The following is an 18,310-nucleotide window of genomic DNA, read 5'->3' on the forward strand; positions in this document are numbered from 1 at the left end:
TATCTGATGACAAAGACCCCGTGACTTCCACAACCGTTGCAGCCAACGTCCTGAAAAAGAGTCGGCACCTGCCCTATTATCACAAACCGAAACCAATCTGTGCGACACTGGGTTGGTTAGGCAATTACGACCCCACTCCTATGCATATTGCGCTTATAGCGACCTCGTCGCGCCCCAACAGCAACTCGCTTCGTTTCGTCAATTACCTGAACAACCTGTTGGCCGAAACGAATCAGCATACCGTCACCATCGTTAATTACGAGCACTACGACATACCATTTGCCGGTCAGGGCTGGCTCAACGCCGATGCGCTGACGCCCTTCCAGCAAGAACTGACCACCGCCTGGGCTTCGGCCGATCTGGTGATCTTCGCCTTACCTGAATACAACTGGACGGCCCCGGCGCAGGCCACCAATGCCATTCACCAGCTAGGCACCCCCGCGTTCAAGCACCTGTTTGCCGACAAAGTGTTTGCGATGGTTGGTATTTCGAATGGGCGGGGTGGGCGGCAACCGGCCCTCGATATGGGCACGGTGGTCAACAAGATCATTAGCTTCACCAACAGCTCGTCTATCGTGTCGCCGAAGCTGTACGAATCGCACGAAACCGACAAAAACATTGACCCCAACGGGCAGTTTGTCGGCCATGAAGTGTACGAGCGCACCGTCCGTTCGTTCCTCGATTACACGCTTACCGTGGCACAGCGGTGGGTCGGTGCCGAGCAGACAGCCTGATAACCGTTTAACACGCAACGTACAACGTCTAGCAATCAGCCCATGAATTCTATTCCTGACGAAGAGCAGCTTAAAAAAAACGTGGAGGATCGCATCCGCGAAGCCATTCTCGCTATCGAGCCTGATGCTCAGGTAACGGTTTCGGTCGACATGAGAACCGGAAAAGTCGTGGTCGAGGGGGCCGATGATGACCTGGTGAACCGGGCCATCGATTCCATTCCTTCATCAGACAGCAGCGACGAGTAATCTGACAGGTTCTTCTTGTGAAATGTAACAGTGATGTCAGGTCTAGCGACCTGACATCACTGTTGTTTACGAACTTGTTGCCACACACTACCGACTACACGTTTACGCTGCGGCAGTCGAACGCTGCTCTACCCAATCTATAATCGAGTCGGCCCGTTTCAAACCAATTTCCACTATTACCGCATCCTGCAAACCGTCGTAGATCATGCTGAGGTGTAGCACTTGGTACGTAGTCCTGAACGCACTTAGTACGTCCTTATTGAGAAGTAACAGTTGCTGTCCGTACCAGTCTACATCCTTCCGATCATTACGTTTAAGCCCCAGCACATCATTCAGTGCCATCAACACGCCCGCATAGGCGGTGCGACCAGCCATCCTGACGTACTTAGCATCCTGATAATAGCCTTCTTCTTTGTTGGCTTTTTCGCGTAAAATAGTACGGGCGTCGTCGAGGTTGCGCCTGGCTTTACTGATTGAATCCATAGTTTACCCGGGTGGGATTTATCTGCAAAGTAAAACAAACTATCGGGCAGACCATTACCCGGCTTATTTCACAGTTCCTGCGCATACGAATCGAATTATATAAGTAAAAACAGAGCATTTTTGCCTTGTCTTTACTACTCAAGAAAAAGTCGATCATGCGCAAACCTGACTGGAAAATAAGTCACAAACTGGCCCGTTTCCGTCCCTATGTAACACCCACGTCGGTATGGCTGGGCGGTCTGATTCCGGTGCTGATGCTGGCCGGGTATCAGCAGGCCAACGACCCCGTTAAAGAGCCGATCAAGCGACTCGACCCGGCTAAGGCAGTTCAGATGGCCAAAGCTATCGAAGCCACCGTCAGCCCGAAACTGGCCGAAGGGCTATCACTCACCGTATGGGGTGTCGACTCGCTCGTCGCTGACCCCATCGGTATCGACATCGACGACAACGGACGGTTATACTACACCCGTACCAATCGGCAGAAAAACTCGGAATTTGACATTCGGGGGCATCAGGACTGGGAAATCGAGTCGAACAAGCTGCAAAGCATCGAAGACAAACGCGCCTTTCTGCACCGGGCCTTATCGCCGGAAAACAGCAAAAAGAACGAGTGGCTCAAAGACGTCAACGGCGACGGGTCGCACGACTGGCGCGATATGACCGTCGAGAAGGAGAACGTCTACCGCATCGAAGACACGAACGGAGATGGCGTAGCCGACCAAACGCAACTGGTTGTCAACGATTTCAACGACGAAGTAACCGACGTCGCCGGGGGTGTACTCGCCAACGGCAAAGACCTGTTTGTGACCGTCGCGCCCGACCTGTGGCGGCTGCGCGACACCAACGGCGACGGTATTCCCGATGAGAAGAAATCACTCTCGACCGGCTACGGTATTCACGTCGGCTTCAGCGGCCACGGGATGTCGGGCGTCGAGATGGGGCCGGACGGCAAAATCTACTGGCAAATCGGCGACATCGGGTTCAACGGCGGGAAGGACGCCAACGGCAAGTCGATGAACTACGCCAACACGGGTGTTGTCGTGCGGGCTAACCCCGACGGCAGTGATTTCGAGGTGTTTGCTCACGGCGTCAGAAACACGCACGAATTCGTGTTCGACGAATACGGCAATCTCATCAGCGAAGATAACGACGGCGACCACGCGGGCGAAAAAGAACGGTTGGTCTACATCACCAACGGATCGGATACGGGCTGGCGCAGCAACTGGCAGTACGGCAAATACCGGGATCCGAAAAACAACACGTATAAGGTCTGGATGGACGAAAAGATGTACCTGCCGCGCTTCGAAGGGCAGGCGGCCTACATCACCCCCACCCTCGCCAACTTCGTCAGCGGCCCGGCCGGTATGCTTTACAACCCCGGCACGGCGCTGTCGCCCAAGTACAAAAACACATTTTTCATCGCTGAATTCGTCGGCAACCCCGCACAGTCGGGCATTCACGCGTTTAAGTTGAAGCCCAAAGGCGCGTCGTTTGAGCTGGGTCAGCAGGAGAAAATTCTCGGTGGTGTGCTGGCAACCGGCATTGACTTCGGCCCCGATGGTGCGATGTACGTAGCCGACTGGGTCAACGGCTGGGATACCAAAGACTACGGCCGTATCTGGAAACTGGACGATAAATCGGCGGCAGCGTCGGCCGAACGCAAGGAAACCAAGATGCTGCTGGCGGCCGATTTCAACGGACGCCCGGAAGCCGACCTGGGCAAGTTGCTGTATAACGCCGACATGCGGGTGCGGATGAAAGCGCAGTTCGAACTGGTCGACCGGAAGGCGAAGGGTGCCGAGGTGCTGACAGCCGCGACGAAGCAGACGGCCAACCAACTGGCGCGGGTACACGGCATCTGGGGGATGGCGCAACTGTCCCGGCAAGATAAGCAGTACGCGCAGGGCATCATGCCCCTGCTGACCGACAGCGATCCCGAAATCCGGGCGCAGGCAGCTAAGTGGCTGGGCGACATTCGCTACGCCGACGCAGGAGCTGCCTTGATCCCGCTGCTGACTGATACCAACGCCCGCACCCGGTTCTTTGCCGCCGAAGCCCTCGGCCGCATTGCCTACGAACCGGCGGTTCAGCCAATCATCAAGATGCTGGAAGCCAACAACGACGCTGACGCTTACCTGCGCCACGCCGGTAGTCTGGCCCTGTCTCGCATCGGCAAGGTTGAGCCGGTGGCAGCCCTGAGCAGCAGTCCCTCGCGGGCGTTGCGGATTGCCGCCGTGGTGGCCCTGCGCCGGATGGAAAGCCCCGAAATCGCCCGGTTCCTCAACGACTCGGATGCGTTTGTCGTGACGGAAGCATCACGAGGTATCAACGACGATTTTTCGATTCCAAAAGCCCTGCCCGCGCTGAGCAACCTGCTGGTCAGCACGAAGTTTACGAACGAGCCGCTCATTCGCCGGGCCATCAACGCCAACCTGCGCGTCGGCACGCCCGAAGCCATGCAGCACCTGATGACCTACGCGCAGAACGACGCCAACCCCGCCGAGATGCGGGCCGAAGCCCTCGACGCACTCAGCACCTGGGCCGACCCATCGGTGCTCGACCGGGTCGACGGTCGCTACCGGGGTGAGGCAAAGCGCGACGCGGGTACGCTACGTACGCAAACGGCCGATTTGTATACCAAACTGGTTGGTAGCAACGAACTGCCCGTTCGGCTCAGCGCCATCAAAGCGATTCAGACACTGGGAATCACGTCGGCCGGCCCTGTGCTGATGACCCGGCTCACGAGCGATGCCGACGCGCCAGTCCGCATTGCTGCCCTGAAAACGCTGGCGTCGCTCAACGACCCGCAACTCAGCAAAGCCATCGAGCAGGCGCTGTCCGATCAGAACAAGTCGGTGCGCGTTGCCGGTCTGGATTTAGTCGCGAAAAGCAATATGCCCAGCGACCGGATGGTTAGCCTGCTGACCAACGTCATCGACACCCGCACGGCCGAAGAAAAACAGGCGGCTCTGCTGACGCTGGGTAAACTGCCGATCAAGTACACGCAGCCGATCTTCATGCAGATGATGGGTAAGCTGGCGAAAGGAACCCTTGCGCCGGAAATTCAACTCGAACTGGAAGAAGCCATCGACAGCACCCATTCGGCACCCCTTATCAGTCAGTACAAAGGCACGCTTGCCAAACTCTCGCCCGACGCGCTGTCGTCTACCTTTAAGGGCGCGCTGTTTGGTGGCGAACCCGACAAAGGGCGTCGCGTTTTCTTCCGCCACCCGACCGCGCAGTGTATCCGTTGCCACTCGTACGACGATCTCGGCGGTAACGCGGGTCCCCGGCTCAACGGCGTCGCCAGCCGCCTGACGCGTGACCAATTGCTCGAAGCCGTTATCAACCCCAGCGCCCGGATTGCCCCCGGCTACGGGTCGGTAACGCTGAAGCTGAAAAACGGTAAGACCGTTAGCGGCACGATGGAAGGCGAAACAAGCACCGATGTCAAGGTGAAGCAGGGCGACAAACCGACGATGACAATTCCGAAGAGTCAGATCGCCAAGCGCACCACTGACCCGTCGAGTATGCCGCAGATGACGTACCTACTGACAAAGCGCGAAATCCGCGACGTGGTCAGCTTTCTGGCCACGCTTAAGAACGAGTAGTAGCATACAGTTTGATAGCAACGGGCCTACCTGCGAATCGTCGCAGGTAGGCCCGTTTTTTTGTTCGACAGCCTGATCCTAACGTGAAAATTTAGTTATTATTACTCACCCTTTACAATTACAATTAACTCATTTTCAGTATTTTAAATCAATTCTGACAGAGATTAATTTTGCATTAACGCTGCCACGATAGCAGCTGATGTCACGTAATGGCTCATGGATGTTGTCCAAACTATTCCCCCGCTGGTTATTCCTATGAAAAAAGTATTTGTTGCCTGTTCGCTGCTTACTGTGCTGGCACTCGGCTACGCCTGCACCAAGAGTTCTGATTTAAACCCCGCCGATGCCAGCGGTGCAGCCCGTAGCGGCAGCGTTATGAGCGGCACGGTGACCGGCCCACACAATGGCACCGCCGGTGGTCCGCACAGTGGTACAGCCACCGGCCCACACAACGGTACGGCAACTGGTCCCCACAATGGCACCGCGACTGGCCCACACAATGGTACGGCAACTGGCCCGCACAGTGGAACGGCCACGCCATCCCATAGCGGAACTGCAACGCCACCGCACAACGGTACTGCAACTGGTCCGCACAACGGACCACCGCATAGCGGTACGGCGACCGGCCCCCACAGCGGCACCGCAACCCCGCCCCGCAGTGGAACGGCCACACCACCACGTGCTGGAACGGCGACACCTCCGCAGAGTGGCACAGGTACGCCACCCCACCGGCCCCGTCACTAGCCGACCGCATTTTACACAGCAAAAAGACCCGCTATCAGCGCTGATAGCGGGTCTTTTTGCTTTTATGGTCTGCGTAAAAACCGAATTATACCCTATGAAACTATGCTCATTTTAGTTAAAAAAAGTAGACTACCGATAAGTAAATATTGACTTTTAACTTTCTATTTTTTCGTTAAAAAATTAGCCAATTAATTTCTATTATGTTCTTTTCTGACTTTTCAAGAAAACATATTCAGTCTGTTAGAAACCGAAATTAACTATAAGCTTATACAGTCAGGATTAACTCAAAAAAACAGATAGCATTATCAGAAATTTGCTGTAATAAATTGCATACTAATTACCCGTTTCTATCCACCCATTATAAACGTCTCACATGTTAATAAAATATACTATCGAAAGCTAAACAAGGCCGACGTAGTTCAACTGAATAGATTCATTAACAGCGCTCTTAGCCTGTTCAAAATCGGCTCAAAGGTAGAAAATAATATCATATCTATGGCGTGTCATTTCTAAAAATTCACGCCACACAGTTAGCTATGATACATGGCCATAAAAGGACCATTTTATCATTTTATCAGCAATTACCTTATCAAAACGTCAGGTGAAATTGTAAGCACAAGTCTGCTCTCAAAAAACCCGACGAATCCTGTTGCACTAACCAAGCAAATTCGACTAAACCTGTATCAACCATATAAACACATGAAAATTCCTCCAACCAAAGCTTAAAAAATCCAACACGCATGACTCTATCTACTCCACACGCAAAAATTGTTGATTTTGACCCATTCGCAGGCCCTGCCTTTTCCCACATCGCCCCTTCGACAGAAGCGCAAATGGAAATATGGGCGGCTTGCCTGCTGGGCGGTGATGATGCCAGCCGAGCCTACAACGAATCTATTTCACTTCAATTCACCGGCTTTTTAGACCGGTATGCGCTCGAACAAGCCCTGTTCACGCTAATCACCCGTCATGAAGCGCTACGGTCGGTATTGAGTCCTGATGGCAAAACAGTTTGCGTCTACACCGATTCTCCTGTTCGTTTACAGTTTCGGGATGTGTCGGCCGAATTGCCGGAAAACCAGCAACGGCAACTAACTGATTATACGCGCGAAGAGTCAACATACGTTTTCGATTTGCAGCATGGCCCCTTACTGAAAGCCACGCTTTTCTCCCTGTCGGCATCGAGTCATTATTTTGTAATGACCGCTCACCATATTATTTGCGATGGCTGGTCTACGGGTATCATGCTACAGGAATTGGGTACGCTGTACTCGGCCTATACCCAAAAAATGGCCGCGAAACTCCCCGATGCGATTCCGTTCAGCCAGTACGCCCGGGAACGGTTTCTGTTCAATCAGAGTGACGACTACCAGCAAAGCGAACGCTACTGGCTCGATCAGTACGCCGACAATATACCGACGGTGCATCTGCCAACCGATTTCCCCCGAAAAACACCCCGCAGTTTTGACAGCGACCGGCTGGACTATCCGTTAAAGCCGGACGTAGTTGCAGCCGTGAAGAAAATGGGCCTGAAAGCGGGATGTGGCTTCGTTACTACGCTCATGACCGCGTTCGAAGTATTGCTGTATCGGTTGACGGGCCAGAATGATATTGTGCTCGGTTTGCCGGCTGCCGATCAGTCGGCTACCGGACATTATCAGCTGGTAGGCCACTGCGTGAGTTTGCTGCCGCTACGAAGCAAGCTGACGGCCGATGTTAGCTTTTTGGAGTTTTTAAAGCATCGAAAAACGGCGGTTCAGGATGCGCTTGACCATCGGCTAATCACGTTTGGTAGCTTACTGAAAAAGTTGAGCATGGCCCGTGATCTGTCGACGATTCCGCTGGTTCCCGTCGTATTTAACGTCGATATGGGTTTGGACGATGGCGTTCACTTTCACGATCTAACCTTTCAGTTAATCAGTAATCCGAGGGCCTACGAAAATTTTGAGCTGTTTGTCAATATCAGCGGGGCCGGCAATGCGCTCACCGTGGAATGGTCGTACAATACGCAGTTGTTCACGGCGGAGACCATTCGTAAAATGATGGTCGAGTTTGAGCATATTTTGAGCACGATTACGGTTGATCCGTCCGTCATGATCGGGTCGATTAACCTGATTGAAACCAACAGACTGCTCGAACAACTGGCCCGGTGGAACAACACTCAGGCCGACTACCCGCGCGATACGCCCCTCGATCAGTTGATCGAACAAACGTCGGCAACCTACGCGACCAAACCAGCCCTTATTTTCAACGGCAGTACACTGTCGTATCGGCAGCTAAACGAAACGGCCAACCAGCTGGCGCATTACCTGCTGGCGTCGGGTGTTCGACAGGGCGACATAATCGGTGTGGCGGTTGACCGCTCGCCGGACATGCTGATAGCGCTACTCGCCATACTGCGGGCCGGTGCCGCCTACCTGCCCCTCGACCCAACCTACCCCCAGGATCGGATCAGCTTTATGGTAGCCGATTCGGGCGCCAAACGAGTGCTCGTATCCCGCAACTACCAGGGGCGTTTGCGCGGTCAGACCACCGAGCTGGTCATGGAAGACACGGCGCTCGCCATAGCCGGTTACCCCACGACAGCTCCCGCCCTTACGCACTCGGGCGACAGTCTGGCTTACGTACTCTATACGTCGGGGTCCACGGGGAAGCCCAAGGGCGTGCTGATCGAACACCGCAACCTGGTCAACCTGTTGTGGAGCATGGCCCAGGCACCCGGTATCAGCGACAACGACACGTTACTGGCCGTAACCACCATTTCCTTCGACATCGCCGGTCTGGAGCTGTTTCTTCCGCTGCTTGTGGGGGCCACCGTATACCTCACCGACACGGCGACGGCTAAGGATGGCCGGGCTCTGCTGGCTCTCGTTAAATCGGCACAGATCAGCGTGATGCAGGCAACCCCCTCGACCTGGCGAATGATGCTCGACAGCGACTGGACTGATCGCTTGCCGCTGAAAGCGCTTTGCGGGGGCGAAGCCCTGCCGAAAGACCTGGCCACGCACCTGCTCACCCGATGCGATGAGTTGTGGAACGTATACGGACCAACCGAAACAACGATCTGGTCGACCGTCAAACGAATCGTCAGCGCGGATGATATTACCATCGGCAGGCCCATCAACAACACGCAGGTTTACATACTCGATGCGTTCCTCAAACCCGTAGCGGAAGGCTTAGCCGGTGAAATTTACATTGCTGGCGACGGCGTGGCACGCGGCTACCTGAACCGGCAGGAGTTGACAAACGAACGGTTCGTAACCAATCCATTCACCGGAGGGGCACCCGGCACCATGTATCGAACGGGTGATCTGGGCGAGTTCCGGGCCGATGGCGACATACACTGCCTGGGGCGCGTCGACCATCAGGTAAAAATTCGGGGGCATCGCATCGAACTGCTGGAGATCGAAGCGGTATTGGCGGCCCTTGAGGGGATTAAAGAAGCTGTCGTTACAGCGCACGACGATCGGCAGGGCCATCCGCAACTGGTGGCTTACGTGGTTCCGCTTCACCTGGCTTCTCAGGAGCAGATTCTGGTCTGGAAACAACAGATGCAGCAACACCTGCCCGACTACATGATTCCAGTTCATTTTGTGGCAGTGAAACACATTCCACTGACCCCGAACGGGAAAGTAGATCGTAAGTCACTGCCCGCCCCACTCGTGGGTGAGCCCGGAACCCGCACCGATTACGTGGGGCCGCGCACCGACGTCGAACAACGGGTAGCCGCCATATGGCTGGACTGCCTGAAGCTCGACAAACTGGACGTTTTCGACAACTTCTTCGAACTTGGCGGCCATTCGCTGGTGGCCGTACAGGTGATGAACCGGCTGGAGAAGGAAACCGGCAAGCGGCTTCCACTATCGACGTTGTTTGAGTATCCGACGGTCGAAAAGTTAGCCCTGGCCCTACAAATGGACGGTACGTCTGTCGTATGGGATGCGCTCGTTCCCATCAAGCCGCAGGGTACGAAGATGCCGCTCTACATCGTACACGGCGCGGGCCTGCACGTATTGCTGTTCAACACACTGGCCATGCACATGGACCCTGACCAGCCCGTTTACGGCTTACAGGCGAAAGGCATTAACAGTGCGGACAAGCCCCACGACAGTATCGAGGAGATGGCGACGTACTACATCGACGCCATCATGGCCAAAAACCCGGACGGCCCCTATGCCCTGGCCGGTTTCTCCTTCGGGGGTGTTATCGCGTATGAGATGAGCCGGCAACTGACCGCCCAGGGTAAAGTGGTGAAGATGCTGGCCATGTTCGACACCTACGTGTACGAGGCAAGGCAGTACGACTCCTGGCTGCGAAAAATGAGCGGTAACATGCTTGTTTCGCTTAAAACAAGGTTCTACGTGCTGACGCAACTGAAAGACGACCCTCAGCACACCTTACTTGTCAAAACAGAATCGTTGAAGCGTAAGATTAGTCAGCTGTACCGGCGGGTCAAGTACGACGAAGATCACCTCAAAGTCTTTTTGGGCAATTACTACGATGTCTACCAGAAAAGTCAGGCGGCATACACCAAATATGTGCTGGTTCCGCATCAGGTGCGCATCGATTTGTTTCGGGCCAAAGAGCGGATTTTTTACATGCACGATTTCGAATTTCTCGGCTGGAAACCGTTCGCTCTAAAGGGCGTTACGGTGCACGAAGTGCCGGGAAATCACAATAGCCTGTTTGATCCGCCAAACGATAAGTCGTTCGCCAGAACGCTGCAAAACGTGCTGGACAAGGCGTAGAATATTTCGATCGAGTACCCTCAAACTCCGGCCTGTCGGAGCTACGGCAATCGCCCTGGCTTCGACGGGCCGGAATGCTTGTGACGCCAGTCACCTTAGTTCCAGCCGTGACTGGCTACCGAAGATGCTTCCTGCGTCAGCATGACGGAAACCTGGCGTATACCCATCCTTTTACACCGGGGCGCCAGCCAATTCTTTATCAATACGGACGGGTTTGGCCGGTGATGAATTTGACCAAACTATATTTTTAAAATTTTTTACTTAGTAACTTTCGGCTTTGCTGAACGCGCATTCATCAGTACATACTGTTGGTTGACGACTTCGGTACTCTACTGATCTATTTATCCTGCCTGCTCATGCGTTTTCTTATTGGCATTCTGTTGTTTAGCCTGTCTGTGCTGGCTTCCGCCCAAACACCTGCTCCGTACGGTGCGCTACCCTCACCGCGGCAACTGGCGTGGCACAAGATGAAGTACTATGCCTTTGTTCACTTCAACATGAATACGTTTACGAACGAGGAATGGGGGCATGGCACCGAGAAACCAGACGACTTCAACCCCACGCAGCTCGACTGTCGGCAGTGGGCCCGAACGGCGAAGCAGGCAGGCATGGAAGGCATCGTAATTACGGCCAAGCACCACGACGGCTTCTGCCTGTGGCCGTCGAAATACACCGAACATTCGGTTAAAAACAGCAAGTGGCGCAATGGGAAAGGTGACGTGTTGAAAGAACTCTCAGCTGCCTGCAAGGAATACGGGCTGAAGTTCGGGGTGTATCTCTCGCCCTGGGACCGCAACCACCCCGCCTATGGCACGCCCGAATACAATGACATTTTCAAGAATACGCTCAAAGAAGTGCTGACCCAGTACGGCGATGTGTTTGAAGTATGGTTCGACGGGGCCAACGGCGAAGGGCCCAACGGCAAAAAGCAGGTATACGACTGGCCGGGCTTCATCGCGACGGTGCGGCAGTACCAGCCCAACGCGGTCATTTTCAGTGATGCCGGCCCCGACATTCGCTGGGTGGGCAACGAAGACGGCTACGCGGGCGAAACCAACTGGTGTACCATCAACCGCGACAAAGTCTACCCCGGCTACCCCAACTATTGGGAACTGACTGTGGGTGAACAGGGCGCCAAGGACTGGGTGCCCACCGAAGTCAACTGCTCGATCCGGCCGGGCTGGTACTACCACGCCAGCGAAGACGATAAGGTAAAATCGCTCGAACACCTGGTCGACATTTACTACAGCTCCATTGGGCGCAACGGCAACTGGCTGCTCAACCTGCCCGTTGACCGGCGGGGGCTGGTCCACGAAAACGACGCCAAACGGCTGCTGGAACTCAAAGCGTATACCGACAAAGCCACGGTCAATCTGGCGGGGGGCAAACAGGTGTCGACCAATAGTTCGTTTGCCAATAAGCCAACCTTCGCGGCCAGCAACCTACTCGATGGTAAACGCGACACCTACTGGGCCGCTGCCGACGGAGCCAAGCAAGCCACTATCGACATCGATCTCGGCAAACCAACTACGCTCAACCGCCTGCTGATTGAAGAATACATCGAACTGGGGCAGCGGGTGGAAAAATTCTCCGTGGCCGCTTTCCAGAACGGCAGCTACCAGCCCATCGCCATCGGCACGACCATCGGTAACCGACGGATCCTGCGCTTCCCAACCACGACGACCAGTAAGCTGCGCGTCAGCATCGAGCAGTCGCTGGCCAGCCCGATTATCCGTAACATCGAAATCTATAACGCGCCGGAGCTGATCGTAACACCGGTTATCAGCCGTAGCAAAGACGGACTGGTGCGCATTGCCAGCCCGCGCACCTCCGACCCCGTCATTACCTACACCACCGACGGGTCGGAGCCAACGGCGAAAAGTCCGCGCTTTACCAAGCCGTTCGCGCTGGCGACTGGCGGCACGGTAAAAGCCCGCGCGTTCATCAATAACATGAAGCAGGCAAGCAGCCCCGTCACGACGGCGTTCGACATCAGTTCCGCCAAATGGAGCGTCAGTTCATCCGACAAAAAGGCAGACGCTATGATCGATGGTAACCCCGATACGTTCTGGCGACAACCCAAAGCGGGCGAAGGACCAACGTCGGTCGTGGTTGATCTGGGCGAATCGCTGCCCCTGCGTGGCTTCACCTACCTCCCCCGGCAGGACGGCAAAAAAGAAGGTATCGTCTATCGCTACGCCCTGTCGGTCAGTCAGGATGGCAACACGTGGTCGGCCCCGGTCAGTCAGGGTGCGTTCAGTAACATCAACAACAGTCCCGTATTGCAGACGATCCGGTTCAGCAAACCGGAAACCGCCCGCTACCTGAAGTTCGACGCACTCGAAACCACCGAAGCCAACGCCCCCACCATCTCTATCGCTGAACTGGGCGCGCTAACCAAGTAATTCGTACACAGACCATTACATATGATGTAAACGTGGTCGACAAAGTCGATGGAGAGAAGCTAAAAATGCAGTTTGCTCTTGGTATTGTCCATCAATGTGTCTAAAAAAAGAATTTAGTTTACGAATGACCAAAAATCAATAGCTGTTGACCGGAAAGCAAACGAGTCGTTAACCAGCCGTAGAGACCTTTGATTCATCAATCAAAACACATCCCTACGATCAAATTAACGGTACTAATGAAAAAATTTGCCTTCCTCGTACACCTTCGTGACAGCTATCAAAAAGACCTGGCCCTGATGTCTAAACCGCTGGGCTGGATCCCTGAAGGGTTTTACCGGTCTGTTATGCGCAGCCGCCCCGTATCGCCCTTTCTCTGGAGCGACGTGACGCTGACCCCCGGCGCCACCGCCCCGGAAGGCCACATCATCATGGTTCCGTATACCGGCCGACAATTGCTGGAGCAGCAGGGTGCCATGATGCCCCAGATCCGGGCGGCTATCGACCTGGGCGCGTCAAAAGGGGCCGAGATCGTGGGGCTTGGCGCATTCACGTCACCCATCACGCTGGGCGGACGCACCCTGGTCGATACCGCCCCCATCTCGGTGACGAACGGTAACGCATTTACGGCCTACATCACTTGGAAAAAAGTCGCCAGACTCATCCAGCAGTCGTACAGCAATTACCCGACGGTCGCACTCGTGGGCGCAACCGGTAGCGTCGGCAGCCTGCTGTGTCAGTTACTCGCCAAATACCAACCCGAAGCCCGGTATATGCTGGTAGCCCGCAACGAACGGAAGCTGCGGGCAATGGCGAATACAATGCACGCCCAGCATCCAGACTGCAACCCTATTGTATCGCAGCAGATCGACGACATCAAACGGGCCGATATTGTGGTGCTGCTCACCAGCGCGGCCGACTCCGTCCTGAAAGCGGAACACCTGAAGGCCGGAGCCGTGGTGCTCGATGATACCATGCCGCGCAACACCCACCCAGAGCTGGTCAGCCAGCGACCCGACGTAATCGTGTACGATGGTGGCCTGGTGGCGATGAAACACCTCCGCATGAACTGCTCGATTGGGCTGGCCCCCGGCATCTCCTACGCCTGCCTCGCCGAAACGATGTTGCTGGCGCAGGCGGGACACGAAGGGCATTTCAGTGTTGGCAATCCCACGCTGGAACAGGCTGAATACATTAGCAAGCTAGCCCAGCAGTACGCGCACCTGGGCTTCGACCTCGCCCCCGATTATAGCTTCGGCAAACGGCTGCCGCAGTCAGTAAATACCTACGACGATTCATCAGTTACCACATCACTCGTTCCCGCGTTCTAAACCCACCAACAATGAAAACGAACCCTGTTCAGGTTCTTATCCTCGGCGGAGGGTATGTCTCCGTGTGGGCCTACCGGTCGCTAGCCCGTAAACTCCGCACCGAACTGCGCCGGGGTGATGTCCAGATCACCGTTGTCTGCCCACTGACGGGTCATGCCTATCACGGCTGGACCGCCGAAACACTGACGGACATTCTTCGGGTCGAGAGTCAGGTTAGTCCACTGGCCGAACTGATGCCGCAGGCGACATTGCTTACGGGCCGGGCAGTAGCGGTGAACACTCCCTCGAAAACAGTGCAGGTGCAACTCGCGGGAGGCCAGGAACAATGGCTGACCTACGATCATCTGCTGCTGGGCATGGGCACCACCGACAGCCTGACGATTGACGGAAGCCGGGAGTTAGGTTACCAGATCAAAGACCGCGACGCCTTTCACCGCACCCACGATGCGCTCTACGAACTGGTTCAGCGGGCCGCCCGAATGCCAGCACGGCAGGCGCAACAGATGTTGCGCGTAAATGTAGCGGGTGCCGGTTTTACGGGCGTCGAACTGGCTACCAACGTGGCGGAGTACCTCCAGCTGCTGGTGAAAGAGCACGACACCCTCCGGCACGTCAGCCCGACGGTTCGGCTCATCCACAGTGGAGCACATGTGCTGCCCGCTCTCGGCAACACCTGCCAGCGACTGGTCGGTTACGCGGAGCGAACCATCGACGCCTACGGTATCCAGCGCATTGCCAATCGGCGGCTGGCACGCATAACGGCCATCGGTGCGCAACTCGACGACGGCACGGTGCTGGAAAGCACCATGACGATTACGACGGTGGGTCAGCAGCGGCTGGAACTTCCGGGCACGGAAGCATTTCAGCGCGACGCGCAGAACCGAATTCAGACCAATTCGTACCAGCAACTGCTCGACCATCCAACCATCTGGGGCGGTGGCGATGCCTGTCTTGTGCCGCGTATCGGGCATCAGGAGGGCAGTCCATCCAACGCGCTGTGGGCTATTAAGCATGGTGAATCAGCCGGGCGCAATATTGCCCGCGCCATCCGGCAGCAGTCGTTGAAGCCATTCCGTTTTCGGGGTATGGGCGAAACGGCCAGCCTGGGCGTCGGGAAAGCCATCCTGGAACTCTACGGGGTGCAGGCGACCGGTTGGCTGGCCTGGACCATCCGGCTACTTTTCTTTCATTACTTCATCCCCAGCCGCCGGGTCATGCGCTCCTCGATCAACGACTGGCTGTTTCTGTTCACCAAACGGCAGCGGATCGGCCTGTGGCTCAGAAAGCAACCCCGTCCCGAACAAGCCACCCATGACCTGGCGCTGACCACGCCCAGGCTGGATCGGGCAGCATAGACCGGGCTACGTTTCGATAGCAACGAAGGCTTCATTTCCACTGGAAGTGAAGCCTTCGTTTTTGTTAAAACCACTACGGCACTCAGTGATCATCATATTTTAAAAAAGTTTAATTTATATCTTTGGTAGCCGATTTTCATCCCGACAAACCTACGTTGGCCGGTACACAGCACCCGGTATCACCAGCCAGTCTAACTCAACCAGCGGGTCACGTTTTGTATGCTTCGATTTTATTCATCTTTACTGGCTGTTCTGGTCTGCGCAGCGTCCGTGCAGGCTCAGACCCCGGCGCAGCGGTATCCGCTCATTCCCTACCCAACATCGCTCAGCCCGGCTACCGGTCAGTTTACGATTACCGCCAAAACGCCCGTCGTTTCGGTTGATAAGCGGTTCAGCAACGAAGCTGGTCAGTTACGAACGCTAATCGAAGCAGGTCTTGGCCAAAAGCTGCCTATGACGGGTACCGGGCCGCGCATTGTTCTGCAACACGACCCATCGGTGACGGCGGCTGAGGGCTATGCGCTGACGATTACGCCCCAGCTGGTGACGCTGAAAGCCGCGCAGCCGGTCGGGATGTTCCGCGCCGTGCAGACCATCCGTCAGTTATTGCCCGTGGGTATCGAGAAGCCGGGTAAGGCCGTTGCTTCACTAACGCTGCCCGCCGTCACGATTCAGGACCAACCGACCTACGATTGGCGGGGGATGCACCTCGACGTGTCGCGGCATTTCTTTTCGCTCGACTACCTCCGTGCCTACATCGACCGGATGGCGCTGTATAAGTTCAACAAATTCCACCTCCACCTCACCGACGATCAGGGCTGGCGGCTGGAGATAAAAGCCTACCCCAAACTGACGAGCGAAGGTGCTTTTCGGACCTACAACAACCAGGATTCGGTGGTGCTGAAACGCGCCCTGACCAACCCCGACTTCGACCTCCCAAAAAAATTCCTGCGGCAGCAGAACGGCAAAACTGAGTACGGGGGCTTCTACACGCAGGCGCAGATCCGCGAGCTGATCGCCTACGCAGCCGCCCGACACATCGAGATCATCCCCGAAATCGACATGCCGGGACACCTGAGCGCAGCCATCAACGCCTATCCGATGCTGAGTTGCACCGGGCAGTCGGGTTGGGGCAAGACGTTTTCGGTACCCATCTGCCCCTGCAACGAGCCGACCTACACGTTTATGGAAACGGTGTTGAGCGAGGTAATCGCCCTGTTTCCGAGTCAGTACGTTCACATCGGGGCCGATGAAGTGGAGAAGTCGACCTGGGCGCAGACACCAGCCTGTCAGGAGTTGATGAAGCGCGAGGGCATCAAAAACGTTGAGGAGCTGCAAAGCTATTTCGTGCATCGCATCGAGCGGTTCGTGCAGTCGAAAGGCAAGAAACTCATGGTCTGGGACGACGCGCTCGAAGGGGGCCTGAAACCGTCGACGGCCGTCATGTACTGGCGTAGCTGGGTAAAAGATGCCCCGCAGAAAGCCGCCCGCAACGGCAACGACGTGGTGATGACACCCGTCAGCACGCTGTACTTCGACAGCCCGCCGGGTAGTCAGTCGGTGGAGAACGTGTACAAACTGGCGGTCGTGCCGGAGGATGTTACAACCCAGCAGACGCAGCAGTTTCTGGGCGCGCAGGCCAACCTCTGGACCGAATACATCCCGACCGAAAACCGCGCCGATTACATGACCATGCCCCGCATGACGGCCCTTTCGGAAGTAGTCTGGACGGGTAAAAAAGACTACCCGTCGTTTCAGCAACGGCTCCTGTCCCACCTCCTGCGGATGGAGCAGATGGGCATTCACTACCGCCTGCCCGACCTGACGGGTTTCGCCGAAGAAAACGTCTTTGTCGACAAGGCCACCCTCCGCATCCGCAAACCCCTCGACAGCTACATCCTCCGCTACACCACCGACGGCTCGCAGCCCCAGACGACCTCGCCTACCCTACCCGACGGCCTGGTGATCGACAAGCCTCAGACCGTCAGTGTGGCCGCCTTTACGCCCTCGGGTGTGCGGGGCGACGTCTACACGCTTCGCTATCAGCAGCAGGACTACGCCAAGCCCGTCGCGGTGGGCACGTCGAAAGCAGGGCTACAGGTCAGCTATTTCAAGAAAGCCTTTAAGTCGGTGAAGGAAATGACAGATCTGAAAGCCGACAGTATGTTCACGGCGGCTAATCTCGTCGTGCCGCCGTCGGTCAATGCGCCGAGCTTTGGTCTGCAATACCGGGGCTTTCTGACGGTGCCGGAAACGGGCGTTTACAGCTTCTTCTACACCTGCGACGATGGGGGCGTTCTGCACATCGCCGACCGGCTCGTCGTTGACAACGACGGCAACCACTTCCCCATCGAAAAAAGCGGGCAGGTGGCCCTCAGCAAAGGCGCGCACCCGTTCTCCGCCGACTTCATCGAGGGCGGTGGCGGCTTCACACTCAAACTCAAATACAGCCTCAACGGCTCCGCCCCGCAGGACATCCCCGACAGTTGGTTTACCCGTTAACAATAGCAGTCTCGGACAGTGTTGTCCGAGACTGCTATTGTTAACGGGTAAGTGTATCTCTACACTTCAAGTCTATGAACTATTTGCTTTATGTTATAACATTAAAATTTAATATTTTTTAGCCAAATAATACAATATGTTACATATTCATAGA

Annotated in this window: 10 protein-coding genes; 9 read left to right on the forward strand and 1 reads right to left on the reverse strand. The window is 55.7% G+C overall.

Annotated features, from left to right (window positions below):
* The first annotated feature begins 140 nt into the window (after positions 1-140).
* On the forward strand, positions 141-734 hold the full coding sequence (locus HH216_RS18335) for an NADPH-dependent FMN reductase (protein ID WP_169552111.1): 594 nt from the start codon (positions 141-143) through the stop codon (positions 732-734).
* Between the two features lie 42 nt (positions 735-776).
* On the forward strand, positions 777-980 hold the full coding sequence (locus HH216_RS18340; RefSeq protein ID WP_169552112.1) for a hypothetical protein: 204 nt from the start codon (positions 777-779) through the stop codon (positions 978-980).
* A 102-nt stretch (positions 981-1,082) separates the two neighbouring features.
* Here the strand turns inward: HH216_RS18340 and HH216_RS18345 are convergent, their stop codons facing one another.
* Positions 1,083-1,463 (reverse strand): DUF5618 family protein, encoded by a 381-nt coding sequence (locus tag HH216_RS18345; RefSeq protein ID WP_169552113.1) that lies wholly within the window; start codon positions 1,461-1,463, stop codon positions 1,083-1,085.
* Positions 1,464-1,717: 254 nt separating this feature from the next.
* Here HH216_RS18345 and HH216_RS18350 point away from each other — a divergent pair, with 254 nt between their 5' ends.
* From HH216_RS18350 to HH216_RS18380, 7 genes are all read left to right on the forward strand, one after another.
* On the forward strand, positions 1,718-5,074 hold the full coding sequence (locus tag HH216_RS18350; protein WP_254448849.1) for a DUF7133 domain-containing protein: 3,357 nt from the start codon (positions 1,718-1,720) through the stop codon (positions 5,072-5,074).
* A gap of 255 nt (positions 5,075-5,329) precedes the next feature.
* On the forward strand, positions 5,330-5,818 hold the full coding sequence (locus HH216_RS18355) for a hypothetical protein (protein WP_169552114.1): 489 nt from the start codon (positions 5,330-5,332) through the stop codon (positions 5,816-5,818).
* A 740-nt stretch (positions 5,819-6,558) separates the two neighbouring features.
* Positions 6,559-10,566, forward strand: coding sequence for a non-ribosomal peptide synthetase (locus tag HH216_RS18360; protein ID WP_169552115.1), 4,008 nt, complete (start codon positions 6,559-6,561; stop codon positions 10,564-10,566).
* Between the two features lie 356 nt (positions 10,567-10,922).
* Complete coding sequence (locus tag HH216_RS18365; RefSeq protein ID WP_169552116.1) at positions 10,923-12,971, forward strand: alpha-L-fucosidase; 2,049 nt, start codon at positions 10,923-10,925, stop codon at positions 12,969-12,971.
* Positions 12,972-13,207: 236 nt separating this feature from the next.
* Positions 13,208-14,299 (forward strand): polysaccharide biosynthesis protein, encoded by a 1,092-nt coding sequence (locus HH216_RS18370; protein WP_169552117.1) that lies wholly within the window; start codon positions 13,208-13,210, stop codon positions 14,297-14,299.
* An 11-nt stretch (positions 14,300-14,310) separates the two neighbouring features.
* Positions 14,311-15,654, forward strand: a complete 1,344-nt coding sequence (locus tag HH216_RS18375; RefSeq protein ID WP_169552118.1) for an NAD(P)/FAD-dependent oxidoreductase — start codon at positions 14,311-14,313, stop codon at positions 15,652-15,654.
* Positions 15,655-15,873: 219 nt separating this feature from the next.
* The gene (locus HH216_RS18380) at positions 15,874-18,156 is read left to right on the forward strand and encodes a family 20 glycosylhydrolase (RefSeq protein ID WP_169552119.1); all 2,283 of its coding nucleotides are present in this window, start codon (positions 15,874-15,876) and stop codon (positions 18,154-18,156) included.
* The last annotated feature ends 154 nt before the right edge of the window (positions 18,157-18,310 follow it).

The organism is Spirosoma rhododendri, from assembly GCF_012849055.1.
In the GTDB taxonomy this organism is placed as follows: domain Bacteria; phylum Bacteroidota; class Bacteroidia; order Cytophagales; family Spirosomataceae; genus Spirosoma; species Spirosoma rhododendri.

Bases quoted from the DNA above. Each gene is read 5' to 3' on its own strand.
- HH216_RS18335 (WP_169552111.1), top strand. From the start codon at position 141: ATGCATATTGCGCTTATAGCGACCTCGTCGCGCCCCAACAGCAACTCG.
- HH216_RS18340 (WP_169552112.1), top strand. From the start codon at position 777: ATGAATTCTATTCCTGACGAAGAGCAGCTTAAAAAAAACGTGGAGGAT.
- HH216_RS18345 (WP_169552113.1), bottom strand. From the start codon at position 1,463: ATGGATTCAATCAGTAAAGCCAGGCGCAACCTCGACGACGCCCGTACT.
- HH216_RS18350 (WP_254448849.1), top strand. From the start codon at position 1,718: ATGCTGGCCGGGTATCAGCAGGCCAACGACCCCGTTAAAGAGCCGATC.
- HH216_RS18355 (WP_169552114.1), top strand. From the start codon at position 5,330: ATGAAAAAAGTATTTGTTGCCTGTTCGCTGCTTACTGTGCTGGCACTC.
- HH216_RS18360 (WP_169552115.1), top strand. From the start codon at position 6,559: ATGACTCTATCTACTCCACACGCAAAAATTGTTGATTTTGACCCATTC.
- HH216_RS18365 (WP_169552116.1), top strand. From the start codon at position 10,923: ATGCGTTTTCTTATTGGCATTCTGTTGTTTAGCCTGTCTGTGCTGGCT.
- HH216_RS18370 (WP_169552117.1), top strand. From the start codon at position 13,208: ATGAAAAAATTTGCCTTCCTCGTACACCTTCGTGACAGCTATCAAAAA.
- HH216_RS18375 (WP_169552118.1), top strand. From the start codon at position 14,311: ATGAAAACGAACCCTGTTCAGGTTCTTATCCTCGGCGGAGGGTATGTC.
- HH216_RS18380 (WP_169552119.1), top strand. From the start codon at position 15,874: ATGCTTCGATTTTATTCATCTTTACTGGCTGTTCTGGTCTGCGCAGCG.